Source organism: Kitasatospora sp. NPDC001540 (assembly GCF_042894345.1).
GTDB classification, from domain to species: Bacteria; Actinomycetota; Actinomycetes; order Streptomycetales; family Streptomycetaceae; genus Kitasatospora; species Kitasatospora phosalacinea_C.
On record NZ_JBIAVO010000004.1, the window covers coordinates 1 to 20,901 of the forward strand.

Sequence of the window (20,901 nt, forward strand, 5' to 3'; positions counted from 1 at the left end):
TTCAGCACGCCGCCGCCGACGTACAGCACCGGGCGCTTGGCGTTCACCAGCAGCTTCGCGGCCTCCCGGATCTGCTTCGCGTGCGGCTTGGTGACCGGGCGGTAGCCGGGCAGCGCGGCCTCGGCCGGCCAGCGGAAGACGGTCTGCGCCTGCAGGGCGTCCTTGGCGATGTCGACCAGGACCGGGCCGGGGCGGCCGGTGGCGGCGATGTGGAAGGCCTCGGCGATCACCCGGGGGATCTCGGCCGGGTCGGTGACCAGGTAGTTGTGCTTGGTGATCGGCATCGTGATGCCGCAGATGTCCGCCTCCTGGAAGGCGTCCGTGCCGATCGCCTTGGAGGCGACCTGGCCGGTGATCGCGACGATCGGCACCGAGTCCATGTACGCGTCGGCGATCGGGGTGACCAGGTTGGTCGCGCCCGGACCGGAGGTCGCCATGCAGACGCCGACCCGGCCGGTGGCCTGCGCGTAGCCGGTCGCGGCGTGGCCCGCGCCCTGCTCGTGCCGGACCAGGATGTGGCGGACCTTGGTGGAGTCCATCAGCGGGTCGTAGGCCGGCAGGATCGCACCACCCGGGATGCCGAACACCGTGTCGGCGCCCACGGCCTCGAGCGAGCGGATGAGCGACTGCGCGCCGGTCATGGTCTCGGTGGTCTGGGGACCCGGAGCGTGGGCGGCCGGGTGGTCCCCGCGGCGGGGGGTTGCGGCGTGCTCAGTCATCTGCCTGTCTCTTCTCGGGTTCTGCTCGGGGGGTGCCGGTCCGGGCCGTCGGACGGTCCCTGGCCGGTCTCCGGCTCTGCCTCAATCGTCCGGATTTCAGGTGGTCGAGGCCAGTTGTGGTGCGGTGGCCCACCAGGATTCGTGCAACAAAAAACCCCTCGTGCCAAGGGCATGCGAGGGGGAGGCGCGTCGGGCTGCTGTTCAGCCGACGCGCCCGCCAAGTACGAGAATTCGGGTGGTCATGGCACCGACCTTCCTCCCACGCAGTGGCGGGTGTCAAGCTGGTGGAACCGCCGTCTCACCATGCGGGCCACCGCTCGGACCGCCCACGGCGTGCCGCTGCGGCAGCTCCGGGCCGGAGGGCTGGGGGCCCGGGCGGGCCTCGGCCAGGCCGCCCGTCCGCAGGTCGGGGGTGAGCAGCGGACGGCGGCCCGAGCCGCCCTGGGGCTGGCGCGGCACCGGGTAGCCGCGGCGCAGCAGCGCGCGGCGCAACCGCAGTTCGTCCAGCGGCCGGTCGAAGGCCAGCCCCTGGCCGCGGCGGCAGCCCAGCTCCTGCAGGACGGCGACCTGCCGGGGGTGGTCCACGCCGTCGGCGCCGCTGACCATGCCGAGGTCGCGGGCCAGCCGCAGCGCGTGCCCGGCCAGGGCGCGGGTGAGGGGGGAGTCGGCGACGTCCTGGACGAGGGTGCGGTCGAGCTTGAGCGCGTCGAACGGCAGCCGGACGAGGGCGCCGAGCGAGCCGCCCCCGGCGCCGAACCCGGCGAGCGCGGTGGAGACCCCGAGGCGGCGCAGCGCGGCCAGGCGGCGGCCGAGTTCGTCGGCCTGCGCGTCCGGCCCGGTCCGGGCGACCTCGATCACCAGCAGGTCGGGCGGCAGCCCGGTGTCGCGCAGCGCTCCGGCCAGGGTCTCGTACAGGCCGGGGGCGCAGATCCGTTCGGCGGCGAGCCGGACGGTGACCGGGACGGGCGGGGCGGCGGGGCCGTCGGCGCGGCGGCGGGCGGCGGCGGCGACCGCCTCGGTGAGCAGCCAGCGGGTGAAGCGGGTGGCGGCGTCGCCGGAGTCGGCGGTGCGCAGGAACTCGGCGGGGGTGAGCAGCAGTCCGTCGGCCGAGCGCCAGCGGGCCTGCGCCTCGACGCCGGTGAGGCGGCCCCCGGCGAGTTCGACCACGGGTTGGTGCAGCAGCGCGAAGGAGCCCTCCCGGACGGCCGCCCGCAGCCGCTCCTCCAGTTCGCTGCGGCGGTCGAGCTCGGCCCGCATCGCCGGGGTGTAGAGCACCACCCGGCCCTTGCCGTTGGACTTGGCCCGGTACATCGCCAGGTCGGCGTTGCGCAGCAGTTCGTCGGCGGCGGCCCCGGCGGCGTCCTCCGCGCCCCCGGAACCGGCGGGGACGCCCTCGGGCACCGGCAGCGGCAGCGGGGCGTCCGGGCCGAAGGCGATGCCGATGGAGGCGGCCACGCCCAGTTCGGCGCCGCCGATCCAGTACGGCTCGGAGAGCGCGCCGCGGATCCGCTCGGCCAGGTCGCGGACCTGCGGGTGGCCGAGCCGGCCGCGCACCAGCACGGCGAACTCGTCGCCGCCGAACCGGGCCACGGTGTCCTCGCTGCGGACGGCGGACTGCAGGCGGCGGGCGGCCTGCACCAGCAGTTCGTCGCCGACCTGGTGCCCGGCGGTGTCGTTGACGGCCTTGAAGCCGTCCAGGTCGAGGAAGAGCACGGCGACGGCGGTGCCGACAGGCCCCTGCGCGCAGAGCGCGGCCCGGACCCGGTTCGCGAACAGCGCGCGGTTGGGCAGGTCGGTGAGCGGGTCGTGGAACGCGTTGTGCTGCAACTGGGCCTGCAGGCGGACGCGTTCGGTGATGTCGCGGCTGTTGAGGATCAGGCCGTCGCGGTACGGGTTGACGGTGGACTCCACGTGCAGCCACTCCCCCTCGCCGGAGCGGATCCGGCACTCGACCCGGGCGGAGGGCTCGCCGTTGCTGAACCGGGCGCCCTTGGTGCGGGCCAGGATCCGGCGGACCTCGGCCAGCACCCGGTCGACGTCCTCCGGGTGGACCAGGTTGAGCAGGTTGCCGCCGACCAGGTCCTCCGGGTCGCGGTTGTAGACCCGCAGCGCGGCGGGGCTGACGTAGGACAGCGCCCCGGACGGCCCGGCGATCATGATGACGTCGCTGGAGCCCTGCACCAGGGAGCGGAAGTGCGCCTCCTTGGTGGCGAGTTCCTGCGCCAGCGAGAGGTTGTCCAGCAGCATCACGCCCTGCCGGACGATCAGCGCCAGGCCGACCGTGCTGGCGGCGGCCAGCATCACCCGGTCCAGCGGGCGGCCGCCGAGCGCGTTGTAGAGGATCCCGGCGGTGCAGACGGCGGCGGCCGCGTACGGGGTGAGCGCGCTGAACGTGGAGGCCACCCGGCGGCGCGGCAGGCCCTGGGCGGACGGGTGCTGGCGGGACGGGCGGCGGCCGTGCTGCCAGGGCGCCCAGGCCAGCAGCAGCGAACCGGCGAACCAGCCCGCGTCCAGCAGTTCGCCGGAGTGGTAGTCGCTGTGGAACTGCGGGGTGGTGAACAGCGCGTCGCAGACCACGGTCAGCGCCAGGCCGATCATCGCGGTGTGCACGGCGGCCCGGTTGCCGTCCCGGCCGCGGAAGCGCAGGCCGACCACCAGGCTGACCAGCAGGATGTCCAGCACCGGGTAGCCGAGGGCGAGGGCCAGCTTCAGCGGGTCGTCGCCGTCACCCGCCGCGACCCGGCCCAGCGCCAGGCTCCAGCTCAGCGTGAACAGCGAACCGGCCACCAGCCAGCCGTCCAGCAGCAGGCAGAGCCAGCCCGCCGGGGTGCGCGGGCGCTGGGCCAGCACCAGCAGGCCGGTGATGGCCAGCGGGGCGAACAGCAGGAAGGCGTAGTCGGCGAAGGAGTCCTGGGGCAGCGGCCGCCGCAGCACCACCTCGTACCAGCCCCAGGCGCCGTTGCCGAACGCGACCATGGCCGAGGAGAGCCCGAACAGCAGCCAGGCCGGCCGGGTGTGGCCCCCCACCGCGATGCCGTGCGCGAGACAGGACAGGGCGGCCGCGAGGGCCGCCCCGGCGAGACCGAAGTCCCCCATCACCAGCGCGAGTTCGGTCGATCCCCAGCTGACCGCGGCGCCCGCGGCGTACCCGGCGCAGAGCAGCGCGAGCAGCCCGGCGGTCCAGCGGCGGAACGGGGTTCGGGCAGGCGGCGCCGACTCGGTGGAGTTCAATCGACATCTCCCCCTCCGGCCCGCGGCCGTACCGGTGTTCCCGCTTCGGACCCTACACCACTGCGGTCACGCACTGGCACGCACTCTCAACTTAGAGTAATGAACCGCAGGTGGCGCGGAGCGGGTTGGGACGGGGATCGCCCGTTCGGCGCAGGCGCGGGGGTCGGCGGGGGCGGTCGGCGGGCGGCCGACGAGGCGTCAGGAGCCCTGCGTCGCGGGCTCCTCCTCCGGGAACAGCCGCAGCCGGTGGGCCAGGGCGGCGGCCTCGCCGCGGCCGCCGACGGCGAGCTTGGCGAGGATGTTGGAGACGTGCACGCTGGCGGTCTTCGGCGAGATGAACAGGTGCTCGGCGATCTGCCGGTTGCTGCGGCCGAGGGTGAGCTGGCGCAGCACGTCCCGTTCGCGCGGGGTGAGGCCGAGGCCGTCGCCGGGGCCGTGCGCGGGGGTGGCGCGGAGGCCGAGGCCGAGCCGGTCGGCGAGCAGGTCGGCGTCCCGGCGGGTGGTCAGGTCGCCGCGTCGGCGGGCGAGTTCGGCGGCTTCGCGGAGCAGCTCGGCGGCCCGATCGCGGTCGCCGGACGCGGCGGCGTCCTCGGCGGCGCGCAGCAGGGCGAGCGAGAGCGGGCCAGGCAGGGCGGCGGCGCGCAGTTCGGCGACGGCGGTGTGCCGGTGCTCGGCGGTGGGGCGGCCCGCGGCGCGGGCGAGTTCCCCGGCGAGCAGGGCGGCCCAGCCGCGGTGCAGGGCGCAGCGCGGGTTGAGCCGGGCGGCGAGGTCGGCGATCCGGGCGAGGGCGGCCTCGCCCTCGGGGGTGCGCGGGTGCTGGTCGGCCTCGGCCTCGGCGGCGTGGGTGAGCAGCGGGAGCAGGTGGCCGTCCTGCCCGGCCAGGACGGTGCCGTCGAGCGCCTCGGCGAGCCGGGCGCGGGCCTGGTCGGGGCGGCCGAGGCGGACGGCGAGCCGGATGCCGAGGGCGGCGGTGGGCAGCACGTGCTGGGGCTGGGCGCCGCCGCCGCCGCTGGCGTGGGCGGCGGCCCAGTGGATCTCGGCCTCGGCGGTGTCGCCGCGCAGCAGGGCGAGTTCGCCGCGCAGGCGGTCCATGAACTCGCCGTGGGTGTCGGCCTCGGGCTTGTCGTCCCAGTCGGCGAGGACGGCGGCGGCCTCCTCGGTGCGGCCCGCGGCGAGCAGGGCCTCGGCGAGGTTGCCGGTGAGGATCGGGCCGGTGTTGAGCAGCAGTCCGCTGCGGCGGGCGGTGTCGAGGCCGGTGCGGGCGGCGGTGACGGCCTCCTCGGCGCGGCCGTAGGAGAGCAGCAGGCTGGCGAGGTTGTTGAGGCTGCGGACGTGGACGTCGTCGTTGCCGAGCCGGTGGGCCTGTTCGACGGCCTCGGTGAGCAGGTCGACGGCGCGTTCGCCCTCGTCGAAGTCGCCGAGCAGCCCGGCCAGGGTGACCCGGGCGTGCACCTCGATCGAGGGGGCTCCGACCTGGCGGGCGACGGCGACGGCGCGTTCGGCGGCGGCGACGGCGGCGGGGCCGGGGTTGCGGAGCAGCCCGTGCGCGGCCTCCAGGGAGAGCGCCTCGGCCTGGACGACGGACGGGCCGAGGTCCTGCACCAGCCGGTGCACGTACTGGATCTCCTCCAGGCCGCCGCTGCGCTTGAGCTGGTCGAGCATCTTGGCGCGCTGCAGCCGGAACCAGGCGGCGCGCAGCGGGTTGCGGGCCTCGTCGACCTGGGAGAGGGCGCGGCGGGCCAGGTTCTGGCCGCGGTCGCGGTCGCCCGCGCGGCGGGCGGCGACCACCGCTTCGGCCAGCACGTCGACGAGTTGGAGGCGGTCGCAGCCGTCGTGCTCGCCGTCGTCGCAGGCGCAGGGCGGGTAGGTGTCGGCCCAGTCGTAGGGGCGCAGGGTGGTGGCGAGGGCCTGTTCGGAGACGGTGTCCCAGAGTTCGATGGCGCGTTCGAGCATCTTGAGCTGCTCGGCGAAGGCGTTGCGGCGGCGGGCGTCCCGGGCGGCGTCGAGGGCGGCGGGCAGGGCCCGGGCGGGCTGGTGGGCGTGGTACCAGTAGTCGGCGAGCCGGGCGGTGCGCTGCTCGGCGCGGACGAGTTCCGGGTCGGCCTCCAGGACGGTGGCGAAGCGCCGGTTGATGCCCTGGCGCTCGCCGGGCAGCAGGTCGTCGGAGACCGCTTCGCGGACCAGCGCGTGCCGGAACCGGTAGCCCTCGCCGTCGGTGTCGGGCCGCAGGATGTTGGCGCCGACGGCGGTGCGCAGCGCGGAGATCAGCGCGTCCTCGCCGCCGGCGCCGCTCTCGGCGACGACGGCGGCGAGCAGGGCGTGCTCGATCCGGGAGCCGCCCTCGGCGGCGATCCGGACGATCCGCTGGGTCTCCTCGGGCAGCGCCTCGACCCGGACCAGCAGGATGTCGCGCAGGGATTCGGTGACGCAGGCCAGGCAGCCGTCGCGGTAGGCGGCGGCGAGTTCCTCGACGAAGAACGGGTTGCCCTCGGAGCGGCGGTGGATGCGGTCCACCACGTCCCGTCCGGGGGTCTCGGGGCCGAGGATGCCGGCCAGTTGGGCCGCCACCTCCGGCCGGTCCAGGCGGTCCAGTTCGTGCCGCTGGACGGTGCGCAGCCGCTCCAGTTCGGCCAGGAACGGGCGCAGCGGGTGGCGGCGGTGCAGGTCGTCGGTGCGGTAGGTGGTGACGATCAGCACCCGGGAGCGGTGCAGGGTGCGGACCAGGTAGGCGAGCAGTTCCCGGGTGGAGCGGTCGGACCAGTGCAGGTCCTCGACGGCGAGGACCAGCGTCCGGTCCTCGGTCAGCCGCTCGAACAGCCGGGCGGTGTGCTCGAACAGCCGGGCCCGGCCGTACTCGTCGTTGCCCTCCCCGTCGGCCTCCCCGAAGTCCGGCAGCAGCCGGGCGAGGTGGCCCTCCAACCCGGCCGCGGCCGCGTCCAGTTCGGGCCCGAGCCGCCGGTGCAGGCGGCGCAGCGCGGCCGAGAGCGGGGCGTACGGGAGGCCCTCGGCGCCGACCTCCAGGCAGGCGCCGAGCGCGGTCACCGCCCCGTCCGCCTCGGCCTGCGCCAGGAACTCCTCGACCAGCCGGGTCTTGCCGACCCCCGCCTCGCCGCCGACCAGCACGGCCTGCGGCTCCCCCGCCCTCGCCCGGCCCAGGGCCGCGCCGAGCAGGTCGGTCTCCCGACCGCGTCCGACGAAGACCGGGCTGACTGTCTGCTCCATGTCCGTGAGCATGCCACAGCCCTCGGACCCCGCCGAACGGTTATCCCGGCCCACGGACGGACCGGGCCCGCCGGTCATCCGGCGCAGCCGGCCGTGGCGGCCGAACGGCCCTTCCCCGCAACCGGCTTGACGCGCGGCGCGCCCTCCCGGCGGACCGCCCGCACCACCCGCTCGACCAGCCCGGCGCGGGCGCCGGCCGCCTCGCGGACCAGCCGCTCGGCGGCGGCCCGGCCGTGCAGTTCGCGTTCCCTGACCTTGAACAACTCGTACTCGTACACGGTGTTTTCCCCTCGTCGTCTGCTGGTGTCCAGCCTCCGCTCCCAGGGGGGTGCGCCACATCGGGAGCCTGCCCGATCTCCGCGGGCCCCGGGCGGGGAAAACGCCGGTGCCCGCCCCCGGGAGGGGGCGGGCACCGTGCTCGGCGGGCCTAAGGAGCCTCCTTAGGCGCCTGCGTACCGCCTTAGGAACCTCAGACGAGCTTCTCCAGGCTGCGCTTGACGATCCTTACGCGGCAAGCCGCTCCAGGATGAGGTCCTTGACCCGCGCCGCGTCGGCCTGCCCGCGGGTGGTCTTCATGACCGCGCCGACCAGCGCGCCCACCGCCTGCACCTTGCCGTCGCGGATCTTCGCCGCGACGTCCGGGTTGTCGGCGATGGCCTGGTCGACGGCCGCGCCCAGCGCCGAGTCGTCCGAGACGACGGCCAGGCCGCGCCCGGCGACCACGTCGTCCGGCTCGCCCTCGCCCGCGAGGACGCCCTCGATGACCTGGCGGGCCAGCTTGTCGTTGAGCTTGCCCTCGGCGACCAGCGCGCACACCCGGGCGACCTGGGCCGGGGTGATCGGCTGCTCGGACAGCTCGGTGCCGGTCTCGTTGGCGCGCCGCGCCAGCTCGCCCATCCACCACTTGCGGGCCTGGTCGGCGGGGGCGCCGGCCGCGATGGTCTCCGAGATCGGCTCCACCGCGCCGGCGTTGAGCACCGACTGCATGTCCTTGTCGCTCAGGCCCCACTCGGCCTGCAGCCGGGCCCGGCGGACCCGCGGCAGCTCGGGCAGCGAGGCCCGCAGCTCCTCGACCCACTCCCGGGCCGGGGCGACCGGCACCAGGTCGGGCTCGGGGAAGTACCGGTAGTCCTCGGCGTTGTCCTTGATCCGGCCGGCCGTGGTGGAGCCGTCGTCCTCGTGGAAGTGCCGGGTCTCCTGGACGATGGTGCCGCCGTCGGCGAGGACGGTGGCGTGCCGCTGGATCTCGAACCGGGCGGCCCGCTCGACGCTGCGCAGCGAGTTGACGTTCTTGGTCTCGCTGCGGGTGCCGAACGTCGAGGTGCCGTTGGGGCGCAGCGACAGGTTGACGTCGCAGCGCATCTGGCCCTTGTCCATCCGGGCCTCGGAGACGCCCAGCGCCCGGATCAGCTCGCGCAGTTCGGCGACGTACGCCTTCGCGACCTCCGGTGCCCGGTGGCCCGCGCCCTCGATCGGCTTGGTGACGATCTCGATCAGCGGGATGCCGGCCCGGTTGTAGTCCAGCAGCGAGTACTCGGCGCCGTGGATGCGGCCGGTGGCGCCGCCGACGTGGGTGGACTTGCCGGTGTCCTCCTCCATGTGGGCGCGCTCGATCTCCACCCGGAAGACCTCGCCGTCCTCCAGCTGCACGTCGAGGTAGCCGTTGAAGGCGATCGGCTCGTCGTACTGGCTGGTCTGGAAGTTCTTCGGCATGTCCGGGTAGAAGTAGTTCTTCCGGGCGAACCGGCACCACTCGGCGATCTCGCAGTTCAGCGCGAGACCGATCCGGACCGCCGACTCCACGCCGACCGCGTTGACCACCGGCAGCGAACCGGGCAGGCCGAGGCAGGTCGGGCAGGTCTGCGAGTTCGGCTCGGCACCGAGTTCGGTGGAGCAGCCGCAGAACATCTTGGTCTTGGTACCCAGCTCGACGTGGACCTCAAGGCCCATCACCGGGTCGTACGAGGCGAGAGCCTCCTCGTAGGAGACCAGGCTCATGACGCTCACAGCGTCCCTTCTTCAGTCATGGAGGTTCAGCCGAGCAGGACGTCGTCGTCGCCGAGACGCTTGAGCTCGCGGACGAGGAGCGCGGTGCCGGTGATCAGGGCGGCGGCGCCGACCAGGGCGTTGACCAGCTTGAGGGTGTCGTTGTCCTCGCGGGCCTTGCGGACGTCCTTGGCGATGGAGAGCGCGCCGAAGGCGCTGGTGCCGATGGACAGCCACAGGCCGGGCTTCGAGTGCTTCCAGCCCTTGGCCTTCTCGATCTTGCTCATAGTGCCGGTGCCTCCTCCAGCAGGGCGTGGCCCCACTTGTCGTTGAGCGCGGCCTCGACGGCGCCGCCCACGCGGTAGAGGCGGTCGTCCGCCATCGCGGGGGCGATGATCTGCAGGCCGACCGGGAGATTGTCCTCCGGGGCGAGCCCGCAGGGCAGCGACATGGCCGCGTTGCCCGCGAGGTTCGAGGGAATGGTGCACAGGTCGGCGAGGTACATCGCCAGCGGGTCGTCGGTGCGCTCGCCGAGGCGGAAGGCGGTGGTCGGGGTGGTCGGGGAGACCAGCACGTCCACGCCCGCGAAGGCGGCGTCGAAGTCCCGGGAGATCAGGGTGCGGACCTTCTGCGCCGAGCCGTAGTAGGCGTCGTAGTAGCCGGAGGACAGCGCGTAGGTGCCGAGGATGATGCGGCGCTTGACCTCGGCGCCGAAGCCGGCCTCGCGGGTGAGCGCGGTGACCTGCTCGGCGGAGCGGGTGCCGTCGTCACCGACCCGCAGGCCGTAGCGCATCGCGTCGAACCGGGCCAGGTTGGAGGAGGCCTCGGACGGGGCGATCAGGTAGTAGGCGGGCATCGCCAGGGTGAAGGACGGGCAGGACACCTCGACGACCTCGGCGCCCAGCTCGCGCAGCAGCTCGACGGACTCCTCGAAGCGCTGCATCACGCCCGCCTGGTAGCCCTCGCCCGCGAACTCCTTGACCACGCCGATCCGCATGCCGCGCACGTCGCGCATCCTCGCGGCGGCGACCACGTCGGGGACGGGGGCGTCGATCGAGGTGGAGTCCAGCGGGTCGTGCCCGGCGATGGCCTCGTGCAGCAGCGCCGTGTCGAGCACGGTGCGGGCGCACGGGCCGCCCTGGTCGAGCGAGGAGGAGAAGGCGACCAGGCCGTAGCGGGACACCGAGCCGTAGGTGGGCTTGACGCCGACGGTGCCGGTGACGGCGCCGGGCTGGCGGATCGAGCCGCCGGTGTCGGTGCCGATCGCCAGCGGGGCCTCGAAGGCGGCCAGCGCGGCCGCCGAGCCGCCGCCGGAGCCGCCGGGGATGCGGGTGAGGTCCCACGGGTTGCCGGTCGGGCCGTACGCCGAGTTCTCGGTGGAGGAGCCCATCGCGAACTCGTCCATGTTGGTCTTGCCGAGGATGACGACGTCGGCGTCCTTCAGGCGCTTCGTCAGGGTCGCGTCGTACGGCGGGACCCAGCCCTCCAGGATCTTCGACCCGCAGGTGGTCGGCATGCCCCGGGTGGTGAAGACGTCCTTGAGCGCGAGCGGCACGCCCGCGAGCGGGCCCAGCTCGGCGCCGGAGGCGCGCTTGGCGTCGACGGCGCGGGCCGCGGCGAGCGCGCCCTCGTGGTCGACGTGCAGGAAGGCGTTGACCTTCTTGTCGACGGCGTCGATCCGGTCCAGGTGGGCCTGGGCGACCTCGACCGCCGTGACCTCGCCCGCGGCGATCGCGGTGGCCGTCTCGGCCGCCGTGTACTTGATCAGCTCGGTCATCTCGGTCAGTCCTCCCCGAGGATCTGCGGCACGCGGAAACGCTGGTCCTCACTCGCCGGGGCGCCGGACAGCGCCTGCTCCGGGGTCAGCGACTGTCGCACCTCGTCCGCGCGCATCACGTTGGTGAGCGGGAGCGGGTGGGAGGTCGGCGGGACGTCCTGCCCCGCGACCTCGGAAACGCGGGCGACCGCGCCGATGATCACGTCGAGCTGCTCGGCGAAGTGGTCCAACTCCTCCGCCTGCAACTCCAGACGCGACAGCCGGGCGAGGTGGGCGACCTCCTCGCGCGTGATGCCAGGCATGCAGCGATCCTCAAGGGTGAGTTCTGGTGGGCCGGGCGGCGCCCTCGGGGCGTGCCGGTCCTTTCGGTCCTAAGGGGCCATCCTATGGGCAGAAGGGGGACGGCCGACCGGCCGCACGCGTGGGGGCCGTCCCGGGAGCGTTCCCGGGACGGCCCCCACGGGTGCGCTCAGCGCGGCAGCGACTCCACCGGCGGCGCGTCGTTGCGCCGCACCAGCAGCCAGGCGGTGGCCTGGTCCGCGGGCAGCGCCGCGGAGACCAGCCAGCCCTGGACGGCGTCGACGCCCATGTCCTGCAGCCGCTCCCAGGTCTCGTCGTCCTCGACGCCCTCGGCGACCACGGTCAGGCCCAGCGAGTGGGCGAGCTCCACCGAGCAGCGCACCACCGCGGCGTCGTGGTCGTCGGCGACCATCCGGGAGACGAAGGAGCGGTCGATCTTGAGTTCGCCGACCGGCAGGCTGCGCAGCCGCACCAGCGAGGAGTGGCCGGTGCCGAAGTCGTCCAGGGACATCCGGACGCCGTAGCGGCGCAGTTCGGCGAGGGTGTCGGCGGCGCGTCGGCTGTCGTCGAGCAGCAGCCGTTCGGTGATCTCCAGTTGGAGGGCCACCGCGGGGACCTGGTGCCGGGTGAGGTGTCCGGCGACCCGGGCGGCGAAGCCGGGGCTGAGGACGTCGCGGGGCGAGACGTTGACGGCGACCGGGACCATCAGGCCCTGGTGGCGCCAGCGGGCGATCTGCCCGACGGCGCTCTCCAGCACGTAGTCGGTGAGCCGGGGCATCAGCCCGGAGGACTCGGCGAGGGCGATGAACTCGTCGGGCGCGACCCGCCCCTGCCCGGGCCGCTCCCAGCGGACCAGCGCCTCCAGGCCGACGACGCTGCCGTCGAAGGCGACCTTGGGCTGGTAGTGCAGTTGGACCTCGTTCATCTCGATGGCCCGCCGCAGGTCGCCGAGCAGGCCGATCCGGTACGGGGTGTCGAGGTCGCGGGACTCGTCGTAGCACTCGACGCCGCTGCGGCCGTGCTGGGCGTGGCCCATCGCGACGTCGGCCCGGCGCAGAAGCGATTCTGCGTCCTGGGCGTGGGCGGGGTAGGCGCACACTCCGGCGCTGGCCTCCAGGACGAGCAGTAAGCCGTCCAGCCGGATCGGCGCGGCGAGTTCGGCGATCAGCGCCTTCGCGGTCCGCTCCAGCGCCTCGGTGCTGCCCATCCCCGGCAGCAGCACGGCGAACTCGTCCCCGCCCATCCGGGCCACCACCGGGCGCTCCCCGCGGCCGACGGCCGGGGGCAGCGCGGTGCCGTCCTCGCCCTCCCGCGGGCCGCCCACGCCGGTGCGCAGGGCGCGGTGCAGCCGGCGGGCGATGTGCACCAGCAGCCGGTCGCCCGCGGTGTGGCCGAGGGCGTCGTTGAGGGAGCGGAAGCGGTCCAGGTCGAGCAGGATCAGGCCGACGCCGTGGCCGGGTTCGGCCTCGTGCCTGGCCAGCGCCTCCTGGGTGGCGATCAGCAGGGCCTGCCGGTTGGGCAGGTCGGTCAGCGGGTCGGTGAGCTGGTCCCGCGCCCGGTCCCGGGCGATCCTCCAGGCGGCGACCAGCACGGCGAGGGGAACCGCGAACAGCGGGAGCAGTTCGGGTTCGTAGCGGTACACCAGGACGGCCAGCGGGATGAGCGGCGCGGCCCCGGCCAGCAGCACGCCGAGGAGCAGTACCGCCCCCGCCACCCCCTGCGGCGGGCGTGTGGGCGCGCCGCCGGTCGTACGATCCATAAGCCCAGTCCTCCGTCGGGCCCGCCCCCCGGCGGGGCCGCCTCACGGTGAGGCACCCCTCTCCGGGAGGTGCCGGTGGACGTCAGACGAGGGCGTGTCCCCGGGACTCCGGCGCAAGGCCGGCGCCACACACTCCTGCTGACAGTTCGTAGCGCCCAGGGTAAGCCGGGGTGCCCCACCTGGGCGCACTTTCGGGCCAGCTCCGAGCGCAACGTCATATCCGCGCGTTGTTCAGTGACACAATGCCCGATTTCCTTCTCGAACACCCGACTGACGCGGCATCAGGACGATAACGACCCGTCAGGAAACCTTCTTCTCCGTCTCTTCTGCGACATTCTCCCCCACCGCGTCCGGCTCGTTCGCACCGGTTCCGGCGGCCTCCGGGGCGGCGAGCGGCTCCAGGCCGAGGTGTTCCCGGGCGGCGTCCGCCCCCCGTTCGAGCAGGACGGCGAATCCCTCGTCGTCCAGCACCGGAACGCCGAGTTGCAGGGCCTTGTCGTGCTTGGAACCGGGATTGTCGCCGACCACCACGAAGTGCGTCTTCTTCGACACCGAGCCGGTCACCTTGGCGCCGCGCGAGGTCAGCGCCTCCTTGGCGCCGTCCCGGGTGTGCCCGGCGAGGGTGCCGGTGACCACCACGGTCAGGCCCTCCAGCGGGCGCTCGGCCGGCTCGTCCCCGGCCTCCTCGGTGAAGACCACGCCCGCAGCGCGCCACTTCTCCAGGATCTCCCGGTGCCAGTCCTCGGCGTACCACTCCTTGACGGCGCGGGCGATGGTCGGGCCGATGCCCTCGACGGCGGCGAGTTCGCTCTCGTCGGCGGCGAAGATCCGGTCCAGGTCGCGGAACTCGCGGGCCAGCGCCCGGGCGGCGACCGGGCCGACGTGCCGGATCGACAGGCCGTTCAGGAAGCGCCACAGCTGGCTGCTCCGGGCGGCCCGCAGGTTGTCGAGCAGCGCGGTGGTGTTCTTCTTGGCCGTGCCCGCGTTGTTCGCGAAGAAGAACACCTCCTTCTCCTCGCCGGTCTCGTCGTCCAGCTTGGGCATGCCGGTCTTCGGGTCGCGCACCAGCACCTTGATCGGCAGCAGCTGCTCCTCGGTCAGGTCGAAGAGGTCGCCCTCGTTGCGCAGCGGCGGCTCGACCGGCGGCAGCGGCTGGGTGAGCGCGGTGGCGGCGACGTAGCCGAGGCCCTCGACGTCCAGGCTGCTGCGGCCGCCGAGGAAGGCGATCCGCTCGCGGATCTGGGCCGGGCAGTACCGGGCGTTGGGGCAGCGCAGGTCGATGTCGCCCTCGGACATCGGGCGCAGCCCGCTGCCGCACTCCGGGCACTCGGCGGGCATCACGAACTCCCGCTCGCTGCCGTCCCGCAGGTCGTAGACCGGGCCGAGGATCTCCGGGATCACGTCGCCCGCCTTGCGCAGCACGACGGTGTCGCCGAGCAGCACGTCCTTGGCCTTCACCACCTGCTGGTTGTGCAGGGTGGCGTACTGCACCATCGACCCGGCCACCTTCACCGGCTCGGCCAGCACCGCGTACGGGGTGGCCCGGCCGGTGCGGCCGATGCCGATCTTGATCTCGGCGAGCTTGCCGGTGACCTCCTCCGGCGGGTACTTCCAGGCGATCGCCCAGCGCGGCGACTTGGAGGTGGAGCCGAGCCGGCCCTGCAGCGGGATCTCGTCGACCTTGACCACCACGCCGTCGATCTCGTGCTCGACCGAGTGCCGCTGCTCGCCGAAGCGCTTGATGAACGCCCGCACCTCGTCCAGCGTGCCGACCACCTGGTTGTGCTTGGCGGTGGGCAGGCCCCAGTCGTGCAGCAGCTGGTACGCGTGCGACTGGCAGTCGATGTCGAAGCCCTTCCGGGCGCCGATGCCGTGCACGACCATCCGCAGCCCGCGGGCCTTGGTGATCAGCGGGTCCTTCTGGCGCAGCGAACCGGCGGCGGCGTTGCGCGGGTTCATGTACAGCTTGGTCATCGCCAGCAGCCGCTTGCCCGCCGCGGCGCGCTCGACGTTCTCCAGGCGGCGGCGCTCGTTCTCCTCCGCGATGGCGGCGTTCAGCGCGTCGAAGGCGTCGTTGGAGAGGTAGACCTCGCCGCGGACCTCGACCAGTTCCGGCAGGTCCTCGCCGTGCAGCCGGTGCGGGATGCCCTCGATGGTGCGGACGTTGGCGGTGATGTCGTCGCCGACCGTGCCGGTGCCGCGGGTGGCGGCCAGCGTCAGCTCGCCGCGCTGGTACGTCAGGTTGACGGCCAGGCCGTCCACCTTCAGCTCGCACAGGTAGTGGTAGTCGATGCCGGACAGCTCGGTGGCGACCCGCTCGGCCCAGGCGGCCAGCTCCTCGTCGTCCATCGCGTTGTCCAGGCTGAGCAGCCGCTCCCGGTGCACCACGGCGGCGAACTGCTCGTTCGAACTGCCGCCGACCTTCTGGCTCGGCGAGTCGGGCGTCACCAGCGCCGGGTGCGCGGCCTCCAGCGCCTCCAACTCCCGCATCAGGGCGTCGAACTCGCCGTCGCTGATGACCGGGGCGTCGTGGTCGTAGTACCGGAAGCGGTGCTCCTCGATCTCGGACGCCAACCCGGCGTGCCGCGCCCGCACCTCGAACGGGACGTCCTCCCAGCCCTCCACAGCCGCCACCGCGCCGTCCTCCTCGCTCGTCACTCGGGGTTGTCCACCAGGCTGCGGGCCGCCCGCACCGCCACGGCCAGTGCCCGCCGCGCGTACGCCGGGGACGCCCCCGCCAGCCCGCACGTCGGCGTCACCACCACCCGGCGGCCCAGCAGCTCGGGGGCCAGCCCGAGCCTGCGCCACAACGTCCTGACACCCTGGACACTACCGGCCGGGTCTGACACCGCTTTTGATTCGGCGGGGGTCGTGTCGGTGGAGGGCACCACACCGGCCAGGATCAGCGTGCCGCCCTCGACCGCCTCGCCCAGGTCGTCGTCGTCGCGTTCGGTCAGCAGGCCGAAGTCCAGGCTGATCCCGGCCACCCCGGCCCGGCGCAGCAGCGGGATCGGCACCCCGGGCGCGCAACTGTGCACCAGGACGGGCGCGCCGAGGCCGCCGATCACCTCGCGCAAGGTCTGCTCGGCGTGTTGGCGGTCGATCGCGCGCAGCCGCTGGAAGCCGCTGGCGGTCTTCACCGACCCGGCGAGGACGGCGGGCAGCAGCGGCTCGTCGAGCTGCAGGACGACGGTGGCGCCGGGGACGCGGCGGCGGACGTCGGCGAGGTGGCGGCGCAGGCCCTCGGTGAGCGAGCCCGCGATGTCGCGGCAGGCGCCGGGGTCGCTGAGCGCCTTCTCGCCGTGCTTGAGCTCGATCGACCCGGCCAGCGTCCACGGCCCGACGGCCTGCACCTTGAGCAGGCCGGCGTAGCCCTGGGTGTACTCCTCCAGCGCGTCGAGGTCCTCGCCGAGCCAGGACACCGCCCGCCTGGTGTCGCGCCCGGGGCGGTCGGTGAAGCGCCAGCCGCTGGGCTCGGTCTGCACGAACAGCTCGGTCAGCAGCCCGGCGCCGCGCCCGATCATGTCGGCGCCCGGCCCGCGCGCGGGCAGTTCGGGCAGGTGCGGCAGTTGCTCCAGCTCGGCCGCCACGCCCCGGGCCATCTCCCGCACGTCCCCGCCGGGCATCGACCCGACTCCGGTCGCCGCACCGGACAGTTCCGCGAAAACGTCCACGTCAGTCACGGGGAGAGCCTACGAGGCGCGCGGGGGGCGCGGGAAACGACCCGCGCCCCCGCGGTCGTGCTACTTGCCCGGCCGGACGGTGATCTCGGTGATCTCGGCGTCCCTGGGCAGGTCGAGCGCGGTGAGGACGGCGGTGGCCACCGACTCCGGCGCGATCCAGCGCTCCGGGTCGTACTCCGCGCCCTCCTGCTGGTGCACCTTGGCCTGCATCGGGGTGGCCGTCCGCCCCGGGTAGACGCTGGTCACCCGGACGCCGTTGGCGTGCTCCTCCTGCCGCAGCGCGTCGGCCAGCGCGCGCACCGCGAACTTGCTGGCCGCGTACGAGCCCCAGGTCGGGTCGGCGCGCAGCCCGGCGCCCGAGTTGACGAACACCACGTGGCCGCGGGCCAGCCGCAGCGAGGGCAGCAGCAGCCGGGTCAGCTCGGCGGGCGCGACGGCGTTGACGTTGAGCTGGTGCTGCCAGGCCTTGACCGGGGTCTCGGCGACCGTGCCGAGCTCGACCACCCCGGCGACGTGCAGCAGCGAGTCGAGCTCGACCGGGAGGCTCTGGTGCCCGAAGGCCCAGGACAGCTTGGCCGGGTCGTCCAGGTCGCCGACCAGGGTCTTCGCGGCGGGGAACCGCTCGCGCAACTGGGCCGCGCGGCGGGCGTCCCGGGCGAGCAGCCACAGCTCCTCGCCGCGGGCGGCGAGCCGGTCGGCGACGACGGCGCCGATGCCGGAGCCCGCTCCGGTGATCAGGTGAACACCCAATTCGATCTTCCCTACTGGTTCTGGTGGGCGGACAGGTGGGCGAAGGCCTCGGCCGGGGTCTGCGCGAAGGTCACCAGCTCGGCGAGCGGACGGGGCAGGAAGCCCTCGGCGTCCATCCGCTCCAGCTGGAGGCGCAGACCGGTGTAGAAGCCCTCGCTGTCCAGGACGACCACCGGCTTGTCGTGCAGGCCGTGCTTCTTGAGCTCCAGCACCTCGGTGATCTCGTCCAGCGTCCCCACCCCGCCGGCCAGCACCACCAGCGCGTCCCCGTGCGCCAGCAGCTCGGCCTTGCGGGTCGGCAGGTCCGGCATGGTGACCAGCTCGTCCGCGCCCTCGTACGCCTTGTGCCGCAGGAACTCCACCGAGATCCCGACCAGCCGCCCCCCGGCGGCCTTGACCCCGTCCGCGAGCTCGCCCATCAGCCCGGCGTGCGACCCGCCCCACACCAGCGTGTGCCCGGCCTCCCCCAGCAGCCGGGCGAACTCGGCCGCCGGGGCGGTGTACTTGGCGTCGAGGGGGTTGGCGGAGCAGAAGACCGTGATGTTCATAGTGCTCCAGTCCTATCACCGCCCGCCGCACCCGGGTCAAACCGTTTGCGGACCGCCGATCCCGAACGGCGCGCCGCCCTCCCGGCAGCCCACCCGCACGACCGGGAAAACCCTTGGCCCACCGCTCCCCCGACCTGCCACCATGCCGCGCGTGACGGCAGTGGACGAAGCATGGCGGCGGTTGACGGCGTGGGCCCCCGAACCGGTGCTGGAGCAGCTGCGGCGGGCCGCCCGGGGCGAGCCGACCGCCTGGGCGCTGTCGCTGTACCACTGGGAGAGGGGCATGGACCTGGCCGCGCCCGCCGCGCTGCCGTTCCTGGTCGCCCTGGTCCGCGACCCGGACCGGCCGAACCGAGAAGAGCTGCTGAGCGTCCTGGTGCACCTGGTCGGCGTCGCCCGGCAGGAGGCCGCCGAGCGCCACGCGCCCGGCTGGGCCGCCGCCTGGCGCGAGCACCGCACCGCCCTGGAACCACTGCTCGACGACCCGGACCCGGAGGTCCGCCGCACGGCCCTGTACCTGGTGGAGCGGGCCGCACCACTGCTGGCACGGATCCCGGAGGAGCCCGAACCCTGGCTCCGGATCAGGCAGTTGAGACGCCTGGGCGAGGTCGCCGACCCGGCCGTCGACGCGGCCCGCGCCCTGCTCACCGACACCTTGCACCGCGCCACCGGGCCGGACGCCGCCGCCCACCGGCTGGCCGCCCTGTGGGGGCTGGCCGCGCTGGACGCCGCCGAACCGGAACGCTGGGCCGAGCGATGGGTGGCGGCCGTCCTCGACCCGGCGGCGCCCGCCGCCGTCGAACGGCTCTGGAGCGAGCCCGGCGACGACCACCCGGCGGCGCTGGACCGGGAGGTCGCCTGGACCGGCCACGGGCTGCCGCCGCGCCTCACCACCCACCTCTGCGCCCGGTTGGCCCGGGCGGCGGCGGACGCGGGCCGCCACGAGCTGTGCGCGGCCGCCCTGGAGGCCGGCTGGCGCCCGCTGCTGGACCTCCCGTCCACCGGCCCGCTCTGGCTCGCCACCGCCGGCGCGCTGCTCTCCTCGCCCGCCCCCGAGGTCCGCTACTGGGCCACGGCCTTCCTCGCCGTCCTGGGCCGCGCGGCCGCCCCGTACGCCGACGCGCTGCACGCCCTGCTGGACGACGCCGACAGCGGCGACGAGTTCCTCGACGGCAGCGTCGGCGACCAGGCGCACTGGGCACTGGCCCGAACCGGTGACCCGCGCGCCCTGCCCGGCTTGGTGTGGCGGTTGACCGCGCCGGAGAGGGAGGCGGGCCGGGGCTACGACACGGGCGGCCCGCGCCGCCCCGAACCGTACGACGCGCTGCTCCCGCTGCACGAGCACGCGGCGGTGCTGCGCCCGCAGGTCGCCGAGTGGGCCCGGGAGGGCGAGTCGCACGCCTGGCCGCACCACCACCCGGGTGTCCGGCTGCTGGCGGCCTGGGACGGCACGGCCGAGGGCCCGAAGCCGCCCGCCGACCCGGAGGCGGCGGCCCGCGGGCTGCTCCGGACGCCGCCGGTCCGCCGCTCCTACGAGGACCCCGCCCCGTACCTGCTCGGCACCCGGGCCGTCGCCGAACTCTCCCGGCGCGGCCCGCTCTCCCCCGGGGTCCGGGCCGCCGCGGAGCACGCGCTGTCGCTGGACCGCCGGCTGTCCTGGCTCGGCGACTACCGGGCGGTCCTGGACGACGAGCGGCTGCGCGAGGTCCTGCGCGGGGCGCTGCGCGGCGAGGCGGTCACCGTACCGCCGCTGTCACACCTGAGCGAGCTCGACTTCGAGCTGGGTCACTAGACCCCGACGGCCCGCTCGGTGCTCGCGATGGTCGCCGAGCCGACCACCCGGGTGCCGTCGTACAGCACCACGGCCTGCCCGGGGGCGATGCCGCGGGCCGGGGTGTCGAGCCGGACGTGCAGCCGGTCGTCGCTCAGCACGGCGGTGACGGGCACCTCCTCGCCGTGCGCCCGCAGCTGGGCGGTGTAGCGGCCCTCGCCGACGGCGGGGGTGCCGCACCAGCGGGGGCGGATGGCGGTGAGGGCGTGCACGTCGAGCCCCTCGACCGGGCCGACGGTGACGGTGTTGTTGACCGGCGAGATGTCGAGCACGTAGCGGGGCTTGCCGTCGGCGGCGGGGCGGCCGAGCCGCAGGCCCTTGCGCTGGCCGATGGTGAAGCCGTACGCGCCGTCGTGCTCGCCGAGCTTGGTTCCGTCGGTGTCGAGGATGTCGCCGGGGGCGGTGCCGAGGCGCTCGGCCAGGAAGCCCTGGGTGTCGCCGTCGGTGATGAAGCAGATGTCGTGGCTGTCGGGCTTCTTGGCGACGGCGAGGCCGCGCCGTTCGGCCTCCGCGCGGATGACGTCCTTGGTGGTGTCGCCGAGCGGGAAGAGCGAGTGGGCGAGCTGTTCGGCGTCGAGCACGCCGAGGACGTACGACTGGTCCTTGGCGGCGTCGACGGCGCGGTGCAGTTCGCGGGTGCCGTCGGGGTGGTCGACGATCCGGGCGTAGTGGCCGGTGCAGACGGCGTCGAAGCCGAGCGCGATCGCCTTGTCGAGCAGCGCGGCGAACTTGATCTTCTCGTTGCAGCGCAGGCACGGGTTGGGGGTGCGCCCGGCGGCGTACTCGGCGACGAAGTCCTCGATCACGTCCTCGCGGAAGCGTTCGGCCAAGTCCCAGACGTAGAACGGGATGCCGATCACGTCGGCGGCGCGGCGGGCGTCCCGGGAGTCCTCCAGGGTGCAGCAGCCGCGGGCACCGGTGCGGAAGGACTGCGGGTTGCTGGCGAGCGCCAGGTGGACGCCGGTCACCTCGTGGCCGGCCTCGACGGCCCGGGCGGCGGCGACGGCGGAGTCGACGCCGCCGGACATCGCGGCAAGCACGCGCAGGCGGCCGGTGGACGGGGTGGTCGGGGCGCCGGGGAAGTCAGTCATGGTG

The 20,901-nt window shown here is 74.3% G+C and carries 14 protein-coding genes and 1 pseudogene; 1 reads left to right on the forward strand and 14 read right to left on the reverse strand.

The annotated features are described in order from the left end of the window. The 13 genes and pseudogenes from ACFY00_RS06920 to ACFY00_RS06980 all read right to left on the reverse strand — a co-directional run. Window positions 1-719 (reverse strand): thiamine pyrophosphate-binding protein (locus tag ACFY00_RS06920; RefSeq protein WP_388028044.1); only part of this gene is annotated, 719 nt, incomplete at its 3' end. Window positions 720-995: 276 nt separating this feature from the next. Then, a complete protein-coding gene (locus ACFY00_RS06925; RefSeq protein ID WP_388028047.1) occupies window positions 996-3,950 on the reverse strand; it encodes a putative bifunctional diguanylate cyclase/phosphodiesterase in 2,955 nt (984 codons plus the stop codon). A gap of 198 nt (window positions 3,951-4,148) precedes the next feature. Then, a complete protein-coding gene (locus tag ACFY00_RS06930; protein WP_388028050.1) occupies window positions 4,149-7,172 on the reverse strand; it encodes an AAA family ATPase in 3,024 nt (1,007 codons plus the stop codon). A 74-nt stretch (window positions 7,173-7,246) separates the two neighbouring features. Beyond that, complete coding sequence (locus ACFY00_RS06935) at window positions 7,247-7,450, reverse strand: hypothetical protein (protein ID WP_388028052.1); 204 nt, start codon at window positions 7,448-7,450, stop codon at window positions 7,247-7,249. A 226-nt stretch (window positions 7,451-7,676) separates the two neighbouring features. Further along, window positions 7,677-9,179 carry an Asp-tRNA(Asn)/Glu-tRNA(Gln) amidotransferase subunit GatB gene (gatB, locus tag ACFY00_RS06940; RefSeq protein WP_388028054.1) on the reverse strand — a complete coding sequence of 501 codons (1,503 nt, stop codon included), beginning with the start codon at window positions 9,177-9,179 and terminating at the stop codon, window positions 7,677-7,679. Window positions 9,180-9,205: 26 nt separating this feature from the next. Further along, a complete protein-coding gene (locus tag ACFY00_RS06945; RefSeq protein ID WP_376052632.1) occupies window positions 9,206-9,445 on the reverse strand; it encodes a hypothetical protein in 240 nt (79 codons plus the stop codon). Then, the gene (gene gatA / locus ACFY00_RS06950) at window positions 9,442-10,935 is read right to left on the reverse strand and encodes an Asp-tRNA(Asn)/Glu-tRNA(Gln) amidotransferase subunit GatA (RefSeq protein WP_388028057.1); all 1,494 of its coding nucleotides are present in this window, start codon (window positions 10,933-10,935) and stop codon (window positions 9,442-9,444) included. Before gatA ends, ACFY00_RS06945 begins: the two co-directional genes overlap by 4 nt. A 5-nt stretch (window positions 10,936-10,940) precedes the next feature. Then, the gene (gene gatC / locus ACFY00_RS06955; RefSeq protein ID WP_030460841.1) at window positions 10,941-11,237 is read right to left on the reverse strand and encodes an Asp-tRNA(Asn)/Glu-tRNA(Gln) amidotransferase subunit GatC; all 297 of its coding nucleotides are present in this window, start codon (window positions 11,235-11,237) and stop codon (window positions 10,941-10,943) included. A gap of 167 nt (window positions 11,238-11,404) precedes the next feature. Continuing rightward, a pseudogene (locus tag ACFY00_RS06960) lies at window positions 11,405-12,931 on the reverse strand (putative bifunctional diguanylate cyclase/phosphodiesterase); the annotation flags it as partial. Between the two features lie 363 nt (window positions 12,932-13,294). Further along, on the reverse strand, window positions 13,295-15,628 hold the full coding sequence (gene ligA, locus ACFY00_RS06965; RefSeq protein WP_388028577.1) for an NAD-dependent DNA ligase LigA: 2,334 nt from the start codon (window positions 15,626-15,628) through the stop codon (window positions 13,295-13,297). A 20-nt stretch (window positions 15,629-15,648) separates the two neighbouring features. Beyond that, window positions 15,649-16,620, reverse strand: coding sequence for a methionine synthase (locus ACFY00_RS06970; RefSeq protein WP_388028579.1), 972 nt, complete (start codon window positions 16,618-16,620; stop codon window positions 15,649-15,651). Between the two features lie 117 nt (window positions 16,621-16,737). Further along, complete coding sequence (locus tag ACFY00_RS06975) at window positions 16,738-17,427, reverse strand: SDR family oxidoreductase (protein WP_388028059.1); 690 nt, start codon at window positions 17,425-17,427, stop codon at window positions 16,738-16,740. A gap of 11 nt (window positions 17,428-17,438) precedes the next feature. Next, window positions 17,439-17,975 (reverse strand): TIGR00730 family Rossman fold protein, encoded by a 537-nt coding sequence (locus tag ACFY00_RS06980; RefSeq protein WP_388028061.1) that lies wholly within the window; start codon window positions 17,973-17,975, stop codon window positions 17,439-17,441. Between the two features lie 151 nt (window positions 17,976-18,126). On the opposite strand from ACFY00_RS06980, the gene ACFY00_RS06985 reads away from it, so the two are divergent. Next, window positions 18,127-19,767 (forward strand): hypothetical protein, encoded by a 1,641-nt coding sequence (locus ACFY00_RS06985; RefSeq protein WP_388028063.1) that lies wholly within the window; start codon window positions 18,127-18,129, stop codon window positions 19,765-19,767. Here the strand turns inward: ACFY00_RS06985 and mnmA are convergent. Next, window positions 19,764-20,897, reverse strand: a complete 1,134-nt coding sequence (mnmA, locus tag ACFY00_RS06990; protein ID WP_388028065.1) for a tRNA 2-thiouridine(34) synthase MnmA — start codon at window positions 20,895-20,897, stop codon at window positions 19,764-19,766. The genes ACFY00_RS06985 and mnmA overlap by 4 nt on opposite strands. Window positions 20,898-20,901 lie beyond the last annotated feature (4 nt).